The 18,241-nt window shown below is 70.7% G+C and carries 21 protein-coding genes; 7 read left to right on the top strand and 14 right to left on the bottom strand.

Annotated elements, in window-relative coordinates; translation table 11 throughout:
• Nucleotides 1-7: 7 nt before the first annotated feature.
• The 3 genes from lepB to ACFY1H_RS29215 are packed head-to-tail and all read right to left on the bottom strand — an operon-like array spanning nt 8 to nt 1,559.
• Nucleotides 8-787, bottom strand: coding sequence for a signal peptidase I (gene lepB / locus ACFY1H_RS29225; protein WP_386951514.1), 780 nt, complete (start codon nt 785-787; stop codon nt 8-10).
• A gap of 29 nt (nt 788-816) precedes the next feature.
• Nucleotides 817-1,152, bottom strand: coding sequence for a YnfA family protein (locus tag ACFY1H_RS29220; RefSeq protein ID WP_366583314.1), 336 nt, complete (start codon nt 1,150-1,152; stop codon nt 817-819).
• On the bottom strand, nt 1,149-1,559 hold the full coding sequence (locus tag ACFY1H_RS29215) for a hypothetical protein (RefSeq protein ID WP_366583313.1): 411 nt from the start codon (nt 1,557-1,559) through the stop codon (nt 1,149-1,151). The genes ACFY1H_RS29220 and ACFY1H_RS29215 overlap by 4 nt, the downstream gene beginning before the upstream one ends.
• A 256-nt stretch (nt 1,560-1,815) precedes the next feature.
• Between ACFY1H_RS29215 and ACFY1H_RS29210 the strand changes: the two genes are divergently transcribed.
• The gene (locus tag ACFY1H_RS29210) at nt 1,816-2,238 is read left to right on the top strand and encodes a DddA-like double-stranded DNA deaminase toxin (RefSeq protein ID WP_386951511.1); all 423 of its coding nucleotides are present in this window, start codon (nt 1,816-1,818) and stop codon (nt 2,236-2,238) included.
• 14 nt (nt 2,239-2,252) lie between these two features.
• Nucleotides 2,253-2,504 (top strand): Imm1 family immunity protein, encoded by a 252-nt coding sequence (locus ACFY1H_RS29205; protein ID WP_386951508.1) that lies wholly within the window; start codon nt 2,253-2,255, stop codon nt 2,502-2,504.
• Between the two features lie 131 nt (nt 2,505-2,635).
• Here ACFY1H_RS29205 and ACFY1H_RS29200 read toward each other — a convergent pair whose 3' ends face one another.
• The 7 genes from ACFY1H_RS29200 to ACFY1H_RS29170 are packed head-to-tail and all read right to left on the bottom strand — an operon-like array spanning nt 2,636 to nt 9,165.
• Nucleotides 2,636-3,052 (bottom strand): metal-sulfur cluster assembly factor, encoded by a 417-nt coding sequence (locus ACFY1H_RS29200; RefSeq protein ID WP_386951505.1) that lies wholly within the window; start codon nt 3,050-3,052, stop codon nt 2,636-2,638.
• Entirely contained in the window at nt 3,049-3,498 is a 450-nt protein-coding gene (gene sufU, locus ACFY1H_RS29195; RefSeq protein ID WP_366583308.1) for a Fe-S cluster assembly sulfur transfer protein SufU, read from the bottom strand. The genes ACFY1H_RS29200 and sufU overlap by 4 nt, the downstream gene beginning before the upstream one ends.
• Nucleotides 3,498-4,811 (bottom strand): cysteine desulfurase, encoded by a 1,314-nt coding sequence (locus ACFY1H_RS29190; RefSeq protein WP_366583307.1) that lies wholly within the window; start codon nt 4,809-4,811, stop codon nt 3,498-3,500. The genes sufU and ACFY1H_RS29190 overlap by 1 nt, the downstream gene beginning before the upstream one ends.
• 52 nt (nt 4,812-4,863) lie before the next feature.
• Nucleotides 4,864-5,634 carry a Fe-S cluster assembly ATPase SufC gene (sufC, locus tag ACFY1H_RS29185; protein WP_354882361.1) on the bottom strand — a complete coding sequence of 257 codons (771 nt, stop codon included), beginning with the start codon at nt 5,632-5,634 and terminating at the stop codon, nt 4,864-4,866.
• 41 nt (nt 5,635-5,675) lie between these two features.
• Complete coding sequence (gene sufD / locus ACFY1H_RS29180; protein WP_366583306.1) at nt 5,676-6,848, bottom strand: Fe-S cluster assembly protein SufD; 1,173 nt, start codon at nt 6,846-6,848, stop codon at nt 5,676-5,678.
• A gap of 2 nt (nt 6,849-6,850) precedes the next feature.
• The gene (gene sufB / locus ACFY1H_RS29175; protein WP_364047737.1) at nt 6,851-8,299 is read right to left on the bottom strand and encodes a Fe-S cluster assembly protein SufB; all 1,449 of its coding nucleotides are present in this window, start codon (nt 8,297-8,299) and stop codon (nt 6,851-6,853) included.
• On the bottom strand, nt 8,296-9,165 hold the full coding sequence (locus tag ACFY1H_RS29170) for a helix-turn-helix transcriptional regulator (RefSeq protein ID WP_386951501.1): 870 nt from the start codon (nt 9,163-9,165) through the stop codon (nt 8,296-8,298). The genes sufB and ACFY1H_RS29170 overlap by 4 nt, the downstream gene beginning before the upstream one ends.
• A 134-nt stretch (nt 9,166-9,299) precedes the next feature.
• Between ACFY1H_RS29170 and mptB the strand changes: the two genes are divergently transcribed.
• The 5 genes from mptB to ACFY1H_RS29145 all read left to right on the top strand — a co-directional run bounded on the left by mptB (nt 9,300) and on the right by ACFY1H_RS29145 (nt 14,757).
• Nucleotides 9,300-10,928: a polyprenol phosphomannose-dependent alpha 1,6 mannosyltransferase MptB gene (gene mptB / locus ACFY1H_RS29165; RefSeq protein ID WP_386952160.1), complete on the top strand. Its 1,629-nt coding sequence runs from the start codon at nt 9,300-9,302 to the stop codon at nt 10,926-10,928.
• Between the two features lie 6 nt (nt 10,929-10,934).
• Nucleotides 10,935-11,861 (top strand): ABC transporter ATP-binding protein, encoded by a 927-nt coding sequence (locus ACFY1H_RS29160; RefSeq protein ID WP_366583305.1) that lies wholly within the window; start codon nt 10,935-10,937, stop codon nt 11,859-11,861.
• 59 nt (nt 11,862-11,920) lie between these two features.
• Nucleotides 11,921-12,646: an ABC transporter permease gene (locus ACFY1H_RS29155; protein ID WP_386952157.1), complete on the top strand. Its 726-nt coding sequence runs from the start codon at nt 11,921-11,923 to the stop codon at nt 12,644-12,646.
• 82 nt (nt 12,647-12,728) lie between these two features.
• Nucleotides 12,729-13,706 (top strand): heme A synthase, encoded by a 978-nt coding sequence (locus ACFY1H_RS29150; protein WP_386951497.1) that lies wholly within the window; start codon nt 12,729-12,731, stop codon nt 13,704-13,706.
• A 118-nt stretch (nt 13,707-13,824) separates the two neighbouring features.
• Nucleotides 13,825-14,757, top strand: coding sequence for an acyl-CoA desaturase (locus tag ACFY1H_RS29145; protein WP_366583303.1), 933 nt, complete (start codon nt 13,825-13,827; stop codon nt 14,755-14,757).
• Here the strand turns inward: ACFY1H_RS29145 and ACFY1H_RS29140 are convergent.
• Genes ACFY1H_RS29140 through ACFY1H_RS29125 form a run of 4 tightly spaced genes read right to left on the bottom strand, consistent with a single transcriptional unit; the run spans nt 14,754 to nt 18,203 of the window.
• Entirely contained in the window at nt 14,754-15,590 is an 837-nt protein-coding gene (locus ACFY1H_RS29140) for a class II fructose-bisphosphate aldolase (protein ID WP_366583302.1), read from the bottom strand. The genes ACFY1H_RS29145 and ACFY1H_RS29140 overlap by 4 nt on opposite strands.
• Complete coding sequence (locus ACFY1H_RS29135; protein ID WP_386951494.1) at nt 15,587-16,483, bottom strand: 1-phosphofructokinase family hexose kinase; 897 nt, start codon at nt 16,481-16,483, stop codon at nt 15,587-15,589. The genes ACFY1H_RS29140 and ACFY1H_RS29135 overlap by 4 nt, the downstream gene beginning before the upstream one ends.
• Nucleotides 16,480-17,325, bottom strand: a complete 846-nt coding sequence (locus ACFY1H_RS29130; protein WP_386951491.1) for an ROK family protein — start codon at nt 17,323-17,325, stop codon at nt 16,480-16,482. Before ACFY1H_RS29130 ends, ACFY1H_RS29135 begins: the two co-directional genes overlap by 4 nt.
• The gene (locus ACFY1H_RS29125) at nt 17,325-18,203 is read right to left on the bottom strand and encodes a sugar isomerase (protein WP_366583299.1); all 879 of its coding nucleotides are present in this window, start codon (nt 18,201-18,203) and stop codon (nt 17,325-17,327) included. Before ACFY1H_RS29125 ends, ACFY1H_RS29130 begins: the two co-directional genes overlap by 1 nt.
• Between the last annotated feature and the right edge of the window lie 38 nt (nt 18,204-18,241).

The following is an 18,241-nucleotide window of genomic DNA, read 5'->3' as shown; positions in this document are numbered from 1 at the left end:
CTCGCGATCAGTGAGCCGGCACGGCTGCTTTCCGTCGTCTTGCGGCGGACCGCACGCCGGTCACGATCGCGCCGATGAACCCGAGCAGGAACAATGCGGCACCGCCGGCCGCCAGGTACCGGTCTTTGGCGAGCGAGGTGTCCTCAGTGGACGCTCCCGGCAGGCCGGCGTCGGTGAACGCCGTGGTGGGCTTCAAGGTGTCGGAGGCGAAGATGCTGCCCGTCGCCACGACCACACCGTTCACCTTGGACAGCGGGATGGCACCGTTGCCCGGCGCGTCCACGTAAATCCGGGAGTCACGCGAGTTGTCGCGCGTGTCGCCCGCGACGAAGATCGCACCTTCCGGAACCTGCGCCGAGAACGGCAGCGCGCCCTCGGGCGAGACCTTCGGGTCGAGGTAGGGCTCGGTGACCGACTTGCCGTTCACCTCGATCCGGTTCGCCGGGTCGCAGCAGAACACCCGGTCCCCGCCGACCGCGATCACGCGCTTGAGAAGCCGGCCGCCCGGCACGCCGGGCAATGCGTCTGCCTGGAACACGACCAGGTCGCCCCGGTGGATCTCCCGGCCTTCGCCCCAGCTGTAGACCACGGTGGTACCGGGCGGAATGGTGGCGGCCATCGAGCCGCCCGGGACGGTCACCATGCCGTAGCCGAGTACCTTCACCACACCGATCGCGGCGGCCACGGCGCCGACGACGGCGAGCACCAGGAAGATCGCCAGCAGCGGCGAGAACCGCCGCCTGACCTGCACCGGAGCGGGCGGCGGCGGAAAGTCGGGTTCGGTCACGCTGATCTATCGCGGGCGTTGTGCGAGCGTTACCCGGTTCGCGGCGCGTACATGATCACCGCGACGCCCGCGAGGCACAGCAGCGCGCCGATCACGTCGAACCGGTCGGGCCGGTAGCCGTCGGCCACCACACCCCAGGCCAGCGAGCCGGCTACGAAAACCCCGCCGTACGCGGCGAGGATGCGGCCGAAGTGCGCGTCGGGCTGCAGCGTGGCGACGAATCCGTAGAGCCCGAGCGCCACGATCCCCCCACCGATCCACGCCCAGCCGCGGTGCTCGCGCACGCCCTGCCAGATGAGCCACGCGCCGCCGATCTCCAGCACCGCGGCGGCGACGAACAGCAGGATCGACTTGAGGACCGTCACCGGCCGAAGGGGTTGCCGAGGGTCCCCATGTCGAAGTAGGCCACCGTCGACGTCCACAGAGGATTGACCGCGAACGCCACTGCCCCACCCAGCGCGACCACACACGTGAGCCCACCCAGCAGCACACCGGCGCGCGCCACTTCGCCCCCGTACTCGCGCCCACCGCCGGTCAGGCCCAGCACGATCGCCAGCACCCCGGCCAGCAGCCCCACGAAGAACAGCGCCCCCAGCACGAGCAGGAACACCTGCCCCACGATGGGGTACACCGGCCCCGCCTCCATCCTCGGCCGCACCAGCAACCACGCGATCCAGGTCGCCACGACCAACATGAAGGCCACCGCCGCAATCGCCACCGCCGCGACGGCCTGTCCCCGCCGGGGTTCCCGCTCGTTGTCCGGTTCGGTCATGCCCCAGTCATAGCACCCGGGCCTGGTTTTCGTCGGCCCTTTGGCGTCAGCTTCACCGCCTTGGATCCCACCAAGATCGCCGACGACCTCACGACCGTCGGCGACTGCTGGCTCGTGTTCGACGAGAACGTGCGCCGCCGCGCTCTGCGTAGCCGGGCATACCCGCATTCAGCCGGATGAAGTTCTTCGGTGAACGTCGACGACACCGCTGCTTTGACCACGGCGGACCAAAAGACACGCGCTGCAGTCACCCAGCTTGAACAGGCCGCCGCGGCGCTCGACGAAAGCGGGCAGGCGCTCAGCGAAGCAATCCAAGGCACACGGCCGATGGGCCGCCAATGATGCCCTGGCCGAGATGAAGCCGGTGACCAGCGGGACCCGAGATGACCTTTATCAAGTCACGCTGCACTACCTGCAGCAGAACGGCATGGGTCAGACCGTGATCGGCTCGCACATTGAAACCAATCTGGCCGTGCACATGCGCCAGGTCGACATCCGACTCGTCACGGTGGTGGTCAACCATCAACCGCATGATGGTCCGTTCGGCTGCGACACTCGTGATCCGCGCATACTTCGACGGCCGCACCTCGACCGCGATGGAAGTCGAGACAGCAGAGGAGCTGGCGACCATCCTCGCCAAGGTCGAGGGCGGCCGGGCCGGGGCAGGCCGCCCACCTGATCGTGGGTGATCCGGTGGGCGCTGCACTGACGGTCGGCCTCGATGGTGACCGCGGGGTGATCCGGTTCGCGACGGGTGACGCCGAGGTTTTCAGCAAGAACGCTATGGCTTATCCCCTGCCCGACGACGAAGAACTGCTCTACCTGGCCGGGACTGCTGAGGTGTTCTACCCGGACAATGCCGAGGTGCCGAGGAAGCTGGTGCTACAGGCGGCCCGGAGTTCCTGGAGTCCGGTGGCGCGCGGGCCGGCGAGCATGGAGTGCTGAACCGGCCGCGGAGCAGGACGACCGGCATGGAGCTGCAAGCCAACGCGGCGCCGTATAGACCGTTATACATTCACCGAAACAGAACAGGCCACCCCGCTGCGAGCGGAGTGGCCTGTTCCCTCGAAGGAGGCTCAGACGGTGAACCCGAGCGCGCGCAGCTGCTCGCGGCCGTCGTCGGTGATCTTTTCCGGGCCCCACGGCGGCATCCAGACCCAGTTGATCCGGAAGTCGCTCACGAGGCCGCCGGAGGTGAGGGCCGCGGAGGTCTGGTCTTCGATCACGTCGGTGAGCGGGCAGGCCGCCGACGTGAGGGTCATGTCCAGCGTGGCGGAGTTGTCCTTCTCCACGCGGATGTCGTACACCAGGCCGAGGTCGACGACGTTGATCCCGAGCTCGGGGTCCACGACGTCGCGCATCGCCTCTTCGATGTCCTCGATCTTGGCGACGTCGGCGGGCACCGCCGACGCCGTCTGCTCCGGCAGGTCCGCGGCGGTGCGCCCCTCGCGGGGGTCGACGTCCGCCGACGGGGCCACGGTCTCTTCGCTCATGCCTTCTCAGCTCCTGTGGTGGTGCGGGCCACGGCGTCCTTGAACGCCATCCAACCGAGGAGGGCGCACTTCACGCGCGCCGGGTACTTGGCGACGCCGGCGAACGCGATGCCGTCCTCCAGCACGTCCTCATCGGGCTCGACCTTGCCCTTGCCCTGCATCAGTTCCACGAAGGCGTCCATGGTGGTGAACGCCTCCTCCACGGTGTGGCCGGTGACGAGGTCGGTCAGCACCGACGTGGAGGCCTGGCTGATCGAGCAGCCCTGCCCCTCGTACGACACCTGCTCGACCTTGCCGTCCGTGAGCTTCACGCGCAGCGTCACCTCGTCGCCGCAGGTCGGGTTGACCTGGAACGACTCGGCGTCGTACGGGTCGCTCAACCCACGCCCGTGCGGGTGCTTGTAGTGGTCCAGGATGATCTCCTGGTACATGCTCTCGAGGTTCATCAGGCAACCCCGAAGAACTTCTGCGCCTCGCGGATCCCGTCGACGAGGGCGTCCACTTCGGACAGTGTGTTGTAGAGGTAGAACGTGGCGCGCACGGTGGCCTGCGCCGAGCACGCCCGGTGCAGCGGCCACGCGCAGTGGTGCCCCACGCGCACGGCGATGCCCAGGCTGTCGAGCACCTGGCCGGCGTCGTGCGGGTGCACGCCGTCGATCACGAACGACACCGCGCCGCCGCGATCGGCCATGTCGGTCGGCCCGATGATGCGGACACCGTCGATGGCGCTGATCCCGGCGAGCGCGTGCTCGGTGAGCAGGTGCTCGTGGGCCGCGATGCGCTCCATGCCGATCGCCGAGAGGTAGTCGACGGCCGCGCCGAGACCGATGGCCTGCGACGTCATCGGCACGCCGGCCTCGAACCGCTGCGGCGGCGGCGCGAACGTGGAACCCTCCATGCGGACCAGCTCGATCATCGACCCGCCCGTGAGGAACGGCGGCATCGCTTCGAGCAGCTCGCTGCGCCCGTAGAGCACGCCGATGCCGGACGGCGCCAGCATCTTGTGCCCGGAGAACGCCGCGAAGTCCACACCCAGCGCGCCGAAGTCGACGTTGCCCTGGCCGTACACCCCGTGGGGCACCGACTGGCACGCGTCGAGCACGGTCAGCGCGCCGACCGACTTCGCCTTGGCCACGAGCACGTCGACCGGGTTGATCGTGCCGAGCACGTTGGACTGGTGCGCGAAGGCGACCAGCTTGGTGCGCGGCGTGATCAGCTCGTCGATGTCCGACAGGTCGAGCCGGCCCTCGGGCGTCACCTTGAACCACTTCAGCGTGGCCCCGGTGCGCTGGCACAGCTGCTGCCAGGGCACGAGGTTCGCGTGGTGCTCCATCTCGGTGATCACGATCTCGTCGCCGGGCCCGACCTTGAAGCGCTCGGACTCCGGGCCGGCCGTGCTCGCGTTGCTCATCGAGTACGCCACGAGGTTGATGCCCTCGGTGGCGTTCTTGGTGAACACGAGCTCCTCCGGGGAGGCACCCACGAACTCCGCGATCCGCGCGCGGGCGGACTCGTAGGCGTCGGTGGCCTCCTCGGCGAGCTGGTGCGCACCGCGGTGCACGGCTGCGTTGGAGGTCTCGAGGAACGCGCGTTCGGCGTCGAGGACCTGCGTCGGCCGCTGCGAGGTCGCGCCGGAGTCCAGGTACACCAAGGGTTTCCCGTCGCGCACGGTGCGGGACAGGATCGGGAAGTCGGCACGCAGTGCCGCCACGTCAAGGGGAACAGAGTTGGTCGGGCTGTTCGAAGCCGTGGTGGTCATCGAGCCAACTCCTCTCGGTGTAGTCGGGAACTTCTCGTGGTGCTGGCGAAACTCAGAGTGCGGCGGGCTCGGCCTTGCCCACGTACTTCACGTAGCCGTTCTCCTCGAGCTCGTCGGCGAGCTCCTTGCCACCGGACTCGACGATGCGCCCGTCGGCGAAGACGTGCACGAAGTCCGGGGTGATGTGCCGGAGGATGCGGGTGTAGTGCGTGATCAGCATGACGCCGACCTCGCTCGAAGCCTTGTACTGGTTGACGCCCTCGGAAACCACGCGCAGCGCGTCGACGTCGAGCCCGGAGTCGGTCTCGTCGAGGATGGCGATCTTCGGCTTGAGCAGCGCCAGCTGCAGGATCTCGTGGCGCTTCTTCTCGCCGCCGGAGAAGCCCTCGTTCACGGAACGCTCGGCGAACTCCTGCGAGATCTCGAGCTTGCCCATCTCCTCCTTGACCTCCTTGACCCAGTGGCGCAGCTTGGGAGCCTCGCCACGGACCGCGGTGGCCGCGGTGCGGAGGAAGTTGGACATCGAGACGCCGGGCACCTCGACCGGGTACTGCATGGCCAGGAACAGGCCGGCGCGGGCGCGCTCGTCCACGCTCATCTCGAGCACGTTCTCGCCGTCCAGCAGCACCTCGCCGGAGGTCACCTGGTACTTCGGGTGGCCGGCGATGGCGTAGGACAGGGTGGACTTGCCCGAGCCGTTGGGGCCCATGATCGCGTGGGTCTCGCCCGACCGGATGGTCAGGTTCACGCCCTTCAGGATCTCCTTCGCACCCTCCTCGGTGTTCACCGAGGCGTGCAGGTCCTTGATTTCCAGGGTAGCCATTCTCAGTTTCCTAAAAGTCTGGTGTGGACGGACGAGGGGGCTCAGGCGCCCACGGCTTCGAGCTCGGCCTCGATGGCGGCCTCGAGGCGCTCGCGCACCTCGGGAACGTCGATCTTGACCAGGATCTCGTGGAAGAACCCGCGCACGACCAACCGGCGCGCGGAGTCCTCCGGGATCCCGCGCGACAGGAGGTAGAACAACTGCTCGTCGTCGAACCTTCCCGTCGCGCTCGCGTGGCCGGCGCCTTCGATCTCGCCGGTCTCGATCTCCAGGTTCGGCACCGAGTCGGCCCGCGCACCCGGCGTGAGCACCAGGTTCCGGTTGAGCTCGTAGGTGTCGGTGGCCTCGGCGGCCGCCCGGATCAGCACGTCCCCGATCCACACGCTGTGGGCACCGTCACCCTGCAGCGCGCCCTTGTACATCACGCGCGACTTGCAGTTGGGCACCGCGTGGTCCACGAACAGCCGGTGCTCCTGGTGCTGGCCGGCGTCGGAGAAGTACACGCCCAGCATCTCCACGTCGCCGCCGCGCTCGGCGAAGGCCGCCGTCGGCGAGACGCGGACCAGGTCGCCGCCCAGGGTGATCACGATGTGCTTCAGCGCCGCGTCACGGCCGAGCTTGAGGTGCTGCTCGGACACGTGCACCGCGTCGTCGGCCCAGTCCTGGACGCTGACCACGGTGAGCTTCGCGGAGTCGCCCACGACGAACTCGACGTTGTCGGCGTAGGTGCCGGAGCCCACGTGGTCGAGCACGATCACGGCCTGCGCGAAAGCCTCGACGCGGACCTGCAGGTGCCCGTAGGCGACCTTGCCCTCGCCGGGGCCGTGGATGCGCAGGGTCGAGGGCTTCGACGCGGCGGTCTCCTTCGGCACCGTCACGACGGTGGCCTGGGTGAAGGACGAGTAGGCCTGCGCCGCGATCCGGTCGCTCGGCACGCCGGCCTCGCCGAGGCGGGCGTCGTCGCGGCCGACGGTCTCGATCTTCAGCTCGGGCGCGGCGTCCGCGTCCAGCGTGATCTCGCCGGACGCGACGGCCGTGCCGTCGTGGAGGCCGCGCAGGCGCTTCATCGGGGTGAAGCGCCAGTTCTCCTCACGGCCGCCCGGGACCTCGAAGGCCTCGACGTCGTAGGAGGTGAACCGCTCGGCGCGGGAGGCCGCCGGAATGACGGCGCCCTCCCGCATCGACTCGGCAACGTTGTTCTCGGTAACCGACATGACTAGCCGACGGACCCTTCCATCTGGAGCTCGATCAGGCGGTTCAGCTCGAGCGCGTACTCCATCGGCAGCTCACGCGCGATGGGCTCCACGAACCCGCGCACGATCATCGCCATCGCCTCGGCCTCGTCGAGACCGCGCGACATCAGGTAGAACAGCTGCTCTTCGCTGACCTTGGACACCGTGGCCTCGTGGCCCATGGACACCTCGTCGTTGCGGATGTCCACGTACGGGTAGGTGTCCGAGCGCGAGATCGTGTCGACCAGCAGGGCGTCGCAGACCACGCTGGAGCGCGAGTGGTGCGCCCGCTTCGCGACGCGGACCAGGCCCCGGTAGGAGGTCCGGCCGCCGCCGCGCGCCACCGACTTCGACACGATGGTCGAGGAGGTGTGCGGCGCGAGGTGCTCCATCTTGGCGCCCGCGTCCTGGTGCTGGCCCTCGCCCGCGAACGCGACCGAGAGGACCTCGCCCTTGGCGTGCTCGCCCATGAGGAACACCGACGGGTACTTCATGGTGACCTTGGAACCGATGTTGCCGTCGATCCACTCCATGGTCGCGCCCTCTTCGCACTTGGCGCGCTTGGTGACCAGGTTGTAGACGTTGTTCGACCAGTTCTGGATCGTCGTGTAGCGGCAGCGGCCGCCCTTCTTCACGATGATCTCCACGACCGCCGAGTGCAGCGAGTCGGACTGGTAGATCGGCGCGGTGCAGCCTTCGACGTAGTGCACGTAGGCGTCTTCGTCGACGATGATGAGCGTGCGCTCGAACTGGCCCATGTTCTCGGTGTTGATCCGGAAGTAGGCCTGCAGCGGGATGTCCACCTTCACGCCCTTGGGCACGTAGATGAACGAACCGCCGGACCACACCGCCGTGTTCAGCGCGGAGAACTTGTTGTCACCGGCCGGGATCACGGAGCCGAAGTGCTCCTGGAAGATCTCCGGGTGCTCCTTGAGCGCGGTGTCGGTGTCCAGGAACAGCACGCCCTGCGCCTCCAGGTCCTCGCGGATCTGGTGGTAGACGACCTCGGACTCGTACTGCGCGGCGACACCGGCGACGAGACGCTGCTTCTCCGCCTCGGGGATGCCCAGCTTGTCGTAGGTGTTCTTGATGTCCTCGGGAAGTTCTTCCCAGCTGGCCGCCTGCTTCTCCGTGGAGCGCACGAAGTACTTGATGTTGTCGAAATCGATCCCGGAGAGGTCGGCCCCCCAGTTCGGCATCGGCTTCAGCTCGAAGAGCTTGAGCGCCTTCAAGCGGGCTTCGCGCATCCACTCCGGCTCGGACTTCTTCGAGGAGATGTCGGTGACGACGTCCTCGTTCAGTCCGCGGCGGGCGGTCGAGCCCGCCTCGTCGGAGTCGGCCCAGCCGAACGCGTACTTGCCAAGGGACTCGATGGTCTCTTCCTGGCTCAGTGGCGCGGTGGTGGGAGTGCGCTGCTCGGCAGCGGCAGTCATGCGGGTTTCCCTCCATTCGGGATCCGTGCTGTACGCCCCCGGTCCGCCCGCGCCGGCTGCGTCGCCGCAACCGCCTCGGTCGTCCCGGAGGGCCTGGTGCTGTCCGGCTCGGGAAGGGCCGGGATACCCGACGTGCCGACGGGTACGTGTGTGGTGCACGCGTTGTCGCCGCGTGCGATCGTCGCCAGCCGCTGCACGTGGGTGCCGAGCAGCCGGGCGAACGCCTCGGTCTCGGCCTCGCACAGCTGCGGGAACTCCGCGGCGACGTGCGCGACCGGGCAGTGGTGCTGGCAAAGCTGTTCGCCAACCCCGACCTGGCGGGTCGACGCAGCGTAGCCCTCCCTGGTCAGGGCCGTGGCCAGGGCCTCGGCGCGCTCCGCGGGATCACTCGAACCGGTGATGGCGGAGCGGTGCGGGCCCACCAGCGCGTCGACTCGGCTCTCGGCGAAGGCGCGCACGGCGTCGGGGCCGGCGTGCTCGGCGAGGAACCGGATGGCCGACACGGCGAGGTCGTCGTAGGCGTGCCCGAACCGGGCGCGGCCCGGCTCGGTGAGCAGGAAGAACTTGGCCGGGCGCCCGCGCCCGCGCGGACCGCGCCGGGGCGCGTCGCGCGTCTCGGCCTCGCCGTCGGCCACCAGCGCGTCCAGGTGCCGGCGGACGGCCGCGGGGCTGATGCCGAGCTGTTCCGCGACCACTACAGCGGTCATCGGACCCTGCTCGAGAAGCAGGCGTGCCACCTCGTGACGGGTGCGTCCTTCGGCCACATTGGCCGGGCTGACCTGCACGGGAACGCCGACGTCCGCGGTGCGCGGCTGATCGCCGAACTCCTCGCAGACCTCGTCCTCGGGCGTCCCGTTCTTTTTCACAACACAAGTGTGTCTTATTTCCGGCGCAGGAGCAAAGGCGGGGTGTCCGGCAGTGACCCGAGTCACCACGGAAGGGACTCGATACCCTTCCTGACGTGGCAGTCGGCGAGCAACCCGTGCAACGGGACCCGGAAGTGGGCACACCCGGCGACACGGCGACGGCCGTGGCGCCACCTTCGCCCGTCCGCCCGCACGAGCCGCAGCCGCTCGACCAGGCCGAACGCCGCGGCCTCGACATCGTCCGCCGCTTCGGCACGGTCGGCTCGCTGTTCCTCGCGCTCGGCTCGCTCGGCGCCGGCGCGGCACCGGTGATCAACCCGGTGCAGGACCTGCCGGTGCTGCGCCTGTTCACCCGCATCCCGACGGTCTCGCTCGCCATCGCGTTCTCGGGCATGGGCATCCTCGTGCTGAGCTGGCTCATGCTCGGCCGGTTCGCCCGGCCCGCGAGCGCCCGCCTGGCCGGCCAGGGCCAGATGGCCCGCACGATCGCGATGTGGGTGGCGCCGCTGCTGCTCATCCCGCCCCTGTTCTCCCGGGACGTCTACAGCTACCTCGCGCAGAGCGAGATCGTGCACCGCGGGATGGACCCGTACACCCTCGGCCCGGCCCAGGCGCTCGGCGTGGCCGACCCGCTCACCGCGGGCGTGGCCAACATGTGGCGCGAGACGCCGGCGCCGTACGGGCCGCTGCTGCTGCGCCTGGGCGGCTGGCTCGCGCCGATCGGCGGCAACAACATCGTGACGGGTGTACTGCTGCAGCGCGGCCTGGCGCTCGTCGGCGTGGTCCTCATCGTGTGGGCCGTGCCGCGGCTGGCGCGCCGCTTCGGCGTGCAACCGGTCACGGCGCTGTGGCTGGGCGCGGCCAACCCGTTGCTGATCTTCCACTTCATCGCCGGCGCCCACAACGACGCGCTGGCCATCGGGCTGATGGTCGCCGGGCTCGAGGTCGGCATCCGGCGGCTGCCGGTGCGCATCAAGGGCGACACGCCGCCACCGCTGGCCCGGGGCGAACTGCTGTGCATCGGGCTCGGTGTCGCGATCATCACGCTCGGGGCCGCGGTCAAGGTGCCGGCGCTGCTCGCGTTGCCGTTCTTCGCCGTGATGGTGGCGCGGCGCTGGCACGGGCGGATCAAGGACCTCGTGTGGGCGGGCGTGCCGATGGCGGCGCTGTTCGGCGTGGTGCTCGTGGCCGTCTGCTACGGCACCGGCCTGGGCTTCGGCTGGATCGGCGCGCTCGGCACCCCCGGCCTCGTGCGCTCGTGGATCTCCCCCACCGCCGAGCTCGCGAACCTCACCGGGGTGCTCGGCATCGCGCTGGGCCTGGGCAACCACACCGACGCGCTGGTGCCCATCGTCGGCGCGCTCGGCTACCTGGTGACGGCGTTCGTCACCGTGAAATTCCTGTGGGCCAGCTTCAAGTGGCGCTACCGGCCCATCATCGGGCTCGGGGTGGCGCTCGGCGCCGCGATGATCCTGCAGATCAACCTGCAGCCCTGGTACGTGCTGTGGGCCGTGATCCCCCTGGCCGCGGCGGCGGGCACGTCGCGGTTCCGCGTGGCCGCGACCGTGATCAGCGCCGGGCTGCCGTTCCTGCTGCCGCCCACCGGGAGCACGTTCGACGGCCACGCCTACATCCTGCCGTGGGCCTACGGCGCCGCCGTGCTCGTGACGCTCGGCGGGCTCGCGTGGGTGTACCGGCTTTCGCCGCTCCTGCTCTCCAGGACGTCCCCGGAACGGCCCGCCGTGGTGGACGTCGTATCGTGATTCGTTGTGGACAACCCCGCGGTCGAGATCACCGGCCTGGTGAAAAGCTACGGCTCCACCACTGCGGTCGACGGGCTCGACCTGCGGATGGAGCGTGGCTGCCTGCTGGCCTTGCTCGGCCCCAACGGCGCGGGCAAGACGACCACGGTGGAGATCTGCGAAGGGTTTCGCAAGCCTGACGCCGGAAACGTCCGGGTCCTCGGCCTCGATCCCGTGAAGAACAGCGCCCGGCTGCGCCCGCGCGTCGGCATCATGCCGCAGGGCGGCGGCGCCTACCCGGGTGTGCACGCGGCGGAGATGCTCGGCCTGGTGGCCTCGTGCGCGGCGAACCCGCTCGACCCCGCGTGGCTGCTCGACGTGCTCGGGCTGGCCGGCGCGAAGCGCACCCCGTTCAAACGCCTCTCGGGCGGGCAGCAGCAACGGCTTTCGCTCGCGTGCGCGCTCGTCGGGCGGCCCGAGCTGGTGTTCCTCGACGAGCCGACCGCGGGCATGGACCCACAGGCGCGGCGCCTGGTGTGGGAGCTGCTGGCCGCGCTGCGCAGCGACGGCGTGAGCGTGCTGCTCACCACGCACCTCATGGAAGAGGCCGAAGCGCTCGCCGACCAGGTCGTGATCGTGGACCACGGCAAGGTCGTCGTCCAGGGCTCTCCCCACGCGCTGACGCTGGAAGAAGGAGACGCGGCGCAGCTGCGGTTCCGCGCGCGCACGCGGCTGGACCTGTCGCTGCTCACGGCGGCGTTGCCGGAGGGGTATCGCGTGACCGAGTCCTCGCCGGGTTCGTACCTCGTGGAAGGCGCGGTGGATCCGCAGGTGGTGTCTACCGTCACGTCGTGGTGTGCGCAACAGGGCGTGCTGCCCGAACAGCTGCAGGTGGGGCGGCGCACGCTGGAAGAGGTTTTCCTCGAGCTGACCGGACGGGAGCTGCGAGCGTGAGCACGACGTTCCCCGAAGGCACCTTCACCCCCGCGCCGGGCCGCGGGCCGCTGGGCCGGATGCTGCGCACGCACGCGCGCGTCGAGGCCGCGTTGACGCTGCGCCACGGCGAACAGCTGCTGCTCACGCTGATCATCCCGCTCGCGCTGCTCATCGGCCTGAGCCTGCTCGACATCCTCCCCGCGAGCCAGCTCGGCTCGACGTCCAAAGTGGACTGGATCACGCCGCGGATCCTCGCGCTGGCCGTGATGTCGTCGGCGTTCACGGGACAGGCCATCGCGCTCGGCTTCGACCGGCGCTACGGCGTGCTCAAGCGGCTTTCGGCCACCGCGCTGCCGCGCGGGCTCCTCGTGGCCGGGCGCGTGGTCGCGGCGCTCGTGGTGGTCGTGCTGCAGTCGATCGTGATCGGCGTGGTGGCGGCGTTCCTGGGCTGGTCGCCTTCGGGCGCCGGGATCGCGGCGGCGATCGTGCTGCTGGTGCTGGGCACGGCCGCGTTCGGTGCCCTGGGCGTGCTGCTGGGTGGCGCGCTGCGCGCCGAAGCGGTGCTGGCGCTGGCCAACATCGTGTGGTTCGTGCTGCTGCTCGCCGGCGGAATCCTGCTGGCGCCTTCGGCTCTGCCGACGGGCCTCGGCGTGGTCGTCTCGCTGCTGCCCTCGGGCGCGCTCGCGGAAGGCATGCGTGCGGCACTGGTCGACGGCCACTTCGCCTTCGGGCCGATGGCCGCGCTGGCGGTGTGGGCGATCGTGGCCGGACTTATCGCGACACGGACCACAAAACTCACCTGAGTGCCCGTGAAACGGGTGTGAGAAAAGCGTCTCCACGCACACAGCGGGAAAGCGCGGAATTGTGCGCGAGTACGATTCCCCCGTGTCTCTTCGCAGTTTGATCGCCCGCCTGCCCTATCCGTCCGTCGCGGTCCAGGGGGCCGTCGGGATCGCCTCCGTGGTGGCGATGGGCGGCATCGGCGTCACGGGGTCCGTGGTGCGGGTGACGGGTTCGGGCCTCGGCTGCCCGACGTGGCCGCAGTGCGTGCCCGGCAGTCTCGTGCCGGTGCAGCACCCCGGGATCCACGCGGTCAACCAGTGGATCGAGTTCTCGAACCGCATGCTGACGGGCGCGGTCATCGTCGTGGCCGCCCTGGCGGTACTGACGGCGTGGCGCATCCTCATCGACCACCCGAGCCGCAAGCGCCTGCTCGTGCTGGCGTGGACGATGCCGGGCGGTGTCGTGCTGCAGGCCGTGCTCGGCGGCATCACCGTGCTGGCGAAGCTGGAATGGTGGACGGTCGCGATCCACTTCCTCGCGTCCACGCCGTTGATCTGGCTCGCCGTGCTGCTGCTGCGCGCGTTCCGCGAAGGCGACGAACCCGCGCGCCCGCTCGTGCCGCCATTGGGCCGCAAGGTGCTGGTGCTGCTGACGGTGCTGATGTGGGCCGTCCTCATCGCCGGCACGACCGTCACCGGCGCCGGCCCCCACGGCGGCGACATCCACACCCACCGCCTCGACGTTCCCATCGAGAAGCTCGCCCAGGTCCACAGCGGACTCCTGATCGTCTACCTCGTGGTGCTCGCGGTCTTCGGCCTGCAGCTGCTGCGCGTGGGCGCGCCGAAGAGCGTGTGGCAGCGCTACGCGTGGGTCTGGGCGGTGGCGCTCGCGCAGGGCGTGCTGGGAACGGTGCAGTACGCGCTCGGCGTGCCCGAGGCGATGGTGTCGTTCCACGTGCTCGGCTCGGCCCTGGTCATCGTCGTCACCGCGACGCTGTGGACCGGCACCCGCGACCGCGGCCCGGCGGTCTCGCTGGAGCCGGCACCCCCGGCCGACCTCGAACTCACCCCGGCCGGCTGACGCCCCGGACGGCCACGCCTTCGTAACTCTCCGTCGGCTCGCCGTCGGCGCAGCGGACAGAACGGGCACCTACCCTTCGGCTCGGAATCGCCATCCGAAGCGCCGCGAGGTGACGCTCATGACGTCCGTCCCGTCCAGCACCGTGAAGCCGTTGATCTCCGGACGCCGGGGTCCGGCGGAGATGGTCGTGCTCAAGACGTTTCTGCTGGTGCCGTTCGTGGCGCTGGTGGCCGCCGTCCCGCTGCTGTGGGGCTGGGGGCTCAGCTGGGTCGACGCGGCGTTGTTCGCGGTCTTCTACACGTTCGGCACGCTCGGTGTGACCGTCGGGTACCACCGTTACTTCACGCACGGTGCGTTCAAGGCGCCGCGCGCGCTGCGGATCGCGCTGGCCGTGTCGGGGAGCATGGCGGTGCAGGGCTCGGTGATCTTCTGGGTCGCGAGCCACCGCCGTCACCACGCGTTCGCCGACCGCGAGGGTGATCCGCACTCGCCGTGGCTGTTCGGGACGTCGCCGGCGGCGTTGCTGCGCGGGTTCTGGCACGCGCACATGGGCTGGATGTTCAAGCGCGAGGTGACCAACGCCGACCGCTTCGCCCCGGACCTCGTCGGCGACCGCGACCTGCGGCTGGTGAACCGGTTCTTCGCGCTGTGGATCGCGCTGAGCGTCGCCCTGCCGGCCGCGCTCGGCGGGCTGATCACGTGGTCGTGGTGGGGCGCGGTCACGGCGTTCTTCTGGGCGGGCCTGGTGCGCATCGCGTTGCTGCACCACGTGACCTGGTCGGTCAACTCCGTGTGCCACCTGATCGGCGAGCGCCCGTTCGCCAGCCGTGACAAGGCCGCCAACTTCTGGCCGCTCGCGATCCTGTCCATGGGCGAGTCGTGGCACAACTCCCACCACGCCGACCCGACCTGCGCCCGCCACGGCGTGCTGCGCGGCCAGGTCGACGTGTCGGCGCGCGTGATCTGGCTGTTCGAGCGCTTCGGCTGGGCCACCGACGTGCGGTGGCCCCGGGCCGATCGCCTGGCCGCCAAGCGGAAGCAGCCGGCCTAAGCCGCGAGCAGGCGCAGCAGGCGCGCGGTCTCCTCCTCGACGGCCGCGCGCCCGAGCCGCACGTACTTGCGCGGGTCGACGACGTCCGGCCGCTCGTCGAGGAACTGCTTGAGCGAGCGGGTGAACAGGCCGTTCAGGTGCGTCGAGATGTTGATCTTCGTCATCCCGCTCTCGACGGCGCCGCGCAGCTCCTCGTCGGACAGGCCGGACGAGCCGTGCAGCACCAGCGGCACCGCCACCGCGTCGCGCAGCCGCGAGACGAGCGCGCGGTCGACGCTGGCCGTGCGCGACACCATGGCGTGCGACGTGCCGACGGCGACCGCCAGCGCGTCGACGCCCGTGGCCTTCACGAACGCGGCGGCCTCGGCCGGGTCGGTGCGGGCGCCGGGAGCGTGGACGCCGTCCTTGCCGCCGACCTCACCCAGCTCCGCCTCCACGGCGATGCCCGCCGCGTGGCACAGGTCGGCGATCTCGCGGGTGGTGCGCACGTTCTCGTCGTAGGGCAGGCGGGACCCGTCGTACATGACGCTGTCCACGCCGAGCTCGACGCCCTCGCGCACCAGGTCCTGGTCCTCGATGTGGTCCAGGTGCACGAGCACCTCGACCTTCGCCCGCCTGGCGATCTCCAGCGACGCGAGCGCGATCGGCGCCAGCCCGCCGTGGTAGCGCACGCAGTTCTCGCTGATCTGCAGCACCACGGGCACACCGGCCTGTTCGGCACCGCTCGCGATGGCCTCGGCGTGTTCGAGCAGGATCACGTTGAACGCGCCGACCCCGGCGTTGCGCTCACGCGCCGACGCGAGGATCCGGGCGAGAGCCGGGCGGGTGATCATGCGGGTTCTCCGTTCGATTCGAGAAAACGTCGGTAGGCCTCGAGGTCGACCTCGCCCGCCACCGGCCGCAGCACGGCCGCCGCCCCGAGCGCGGCCGCGCGGCGAAGGGCTCGGTCGAGCGGGACGCCGTCGACGAGCGCCTGTGCCAGGCCTGCGGTCGCAGCGTCGCCGGCTCCGGTCGGGTTTCCGGTGACGCCACGGATGGCGGGGATTTCAAGGAGTTGTTCGGCGGTGTGCGCGGCAATCCCTGCGGCGCCACGCGAAACGACCACCAGCCCGGCGCCTCGCCGCTCCAGTTCGGCGGCGCCGGCGGTTTCGTCCACAGTGGACGTCGCTTCGAGCAGCTCCGCGAGGTTCGGCTTCACCACGTCCGCCCCGGCGTTCGCCGCTTCCAGCAACGCGGGCCCGGAAACGTCGGCGAGCACCCGGACACCGGCTTCGTGCGCCGCCCGCACCCAGTCGCCGAGCAATCCCGCCCGCGCCCCTCGCGGCAACGACCCCGAGACCACCAGCAGGTCCGCGCCCGCCAGCCGCCGCCCGAGCAACTCCGCGAACGCCGCCCACTCGGCTTCGCTCGTCTCCGGCCCGGGCTCGGTGTAGACGGTCGGATGCCGCTGCCCCACGACCGTCACCGTCGTCCGCGTCTCCCCGGCCAGCGGCGAGACCTCATGCGGCACCGTCAGCTCCCCCGCGACCCACCGCCCGGCCGCACCGCCGAGCGGCAGCAGGGCCAGCACCTCGGCCCCCAGCCCGGCCAGCACGCGCGCGACGTTCAGCCCCTTACCACCGGGCCTGCGCTGGACCTCGAGAACGCGATTCGTCTCCCCGGGCTCGTGCCGCGCCACGCGGTAGGTGACGTCCACCGCCGGGTTCGGTGTGACGACGAGGATCATCCAGCCACTCCCGCGGCGAGCATGTCCTGCGCCAGCAGCGTCGCGCCGATGACCGCCGCCGCGTCGCCGTGGTGGGCACGGACGAGGGCGGGAGCGCGGAGGATGCCGAGGCGCGCGGCGACCTCCTGGGTGAGGGGGTCGAGCAGGAGGGCGCCCGCCTCGGCCAGGCCGCCGCCGACCACGACGGTGGCGCAGCCCACGGCGGCGGTGGTCCAGGCGATGGACTCGGCGAGCACGCGGACGCACTCGCGCCAGGCGGCCAGCGCGGCGCCGTCGCCGCCGCGGACGCGTTCGGCGACGGTGAAGGCGTCGGGGGCGCCGGCGTGGCGGGCGAGGGCCGAGGCGGAAGCGACCTCCTCTACTCGGCCGCCGCCGGCCAGGAGCACCTGGCCGATTTCGCCGGCCCACGGGCTGTCGAGCACCCGGCCGTCGACCACCAGGGCGCCGGCCAGGCCCGTGCCGACGGCGGCGAACAGCACCGGTTCCGAAGACCCGGCCGCAGCACCCGTGCGGACCTCGGCGAGCGCGCCGGCGCGGACGTCCTGCCCGAACGCCACCGGCACGGCCACCGCAGCGGACACGAGTTCCCGCACCGGAACGTCGCGCCAGCCGAGGTTCACGGCCTGCAGGCACAAGCCGGCGCGTTCGTCGACGATGCCGGGCACGACGAGGCCCACCGCGTCGACCGGGTACCACTCGGTGGCGCGGCGCACGAGCCCCGCCAGCGCCTGCGGGTCGCCCGTCGGCGTGGGTTCGCGCCACTGCGCGAGCACCGCGCCGTCGTCGCCGGTGACGCGCGCCTTGACCGTGGTGCCGCCGACGTCGACACCCAGCACGGCCATCAGGTGAGGATGACCGAGCGCGTGAGCGAACGCGGGTGGTCGGGGTCGAGCCCGCGGCGCACGGCCAGCGCGACCGCGAACCGTTGCACCACAACCAAAGCCGCCATCGGGTCGAAGTCGTGGTGGACGAACGTCGCGCCGGTGCGGGCGATGTCGTCGGCCAGGCCCTCGGGCGTCGCGCCGAGCGACCACACGAGCCGGCCGGGCTGCGCGATCGCGATCGGGCCGTGGCGGTAGTCCATGGCCGGGTACGACTCCGCCCAGAACTGCGCGGCCTCGCGCGTCTTCAGCGCGGCTTCGAACGTGAGGCCCACGGCGGCGTCGCGGCCGATGAAGCTCACCTGCTCGGCGTCGAGCAGGTCGGTGATCGGCACCTGCAGCGCCTGCTCGGCCTGCGCGGCCAGCGCGTCGACGTCGTCGCCGAGCCCCGCGCGCAGCAGCGCGAGCGTGGTCGTCGCGAACCGCGTCTGCACCACGGATTCCTCGTCGGCGAAGGGAAGTTCGACGACCTCGCCGGCCACCGCGGCGGCCGGCGCGTCGCCGACGGCCGTGATCAGCACCGTGCGCTGCGAACCGAGCGCGCCGAGCAGGTCGACGATCTCGGTCGTGGTGCCGGAGCGCGAGATCGCGACCACTCGGTCGTACTGGCGCTCACGCGGGTACTCGGACCCGGCGAACGCGTCGGTCAGGCCGTGCCCGCGCTGCTCGCGCGCGACGGCGTAGCTCATGGCGATGAACCAGCTGGTGCCGCACCCGACGACGGCGACGCGTTCCCCCGGCTGCGGCAGCGCGCTCGCGACGGAGGGGAACAGCTCGGCCGCCGTACGCCACATCTGCGGTTGGGACGCGAGCTCACGGGACACGAAGGAGTCGGACATGGAGACCTTTCGAGCCAAGGGCGATCGACGTGATCGCA

It is taken from the genome of Amycolatopsis sp. NPDC001319 (genome assembly GCF_042896185.1).
Taxonomy (GTDB): domain Bacteria; phylum Actinomycetota; class Actinomycetes; order Mycobacteriales; family Pseudonocardiaceae; genus Amycolatopsis.
The sequence above is the reverse complement of the archived record's forward strand: the minus strand, read 5'-3'. Positions and strand labels throughout refer to the sequence as shown.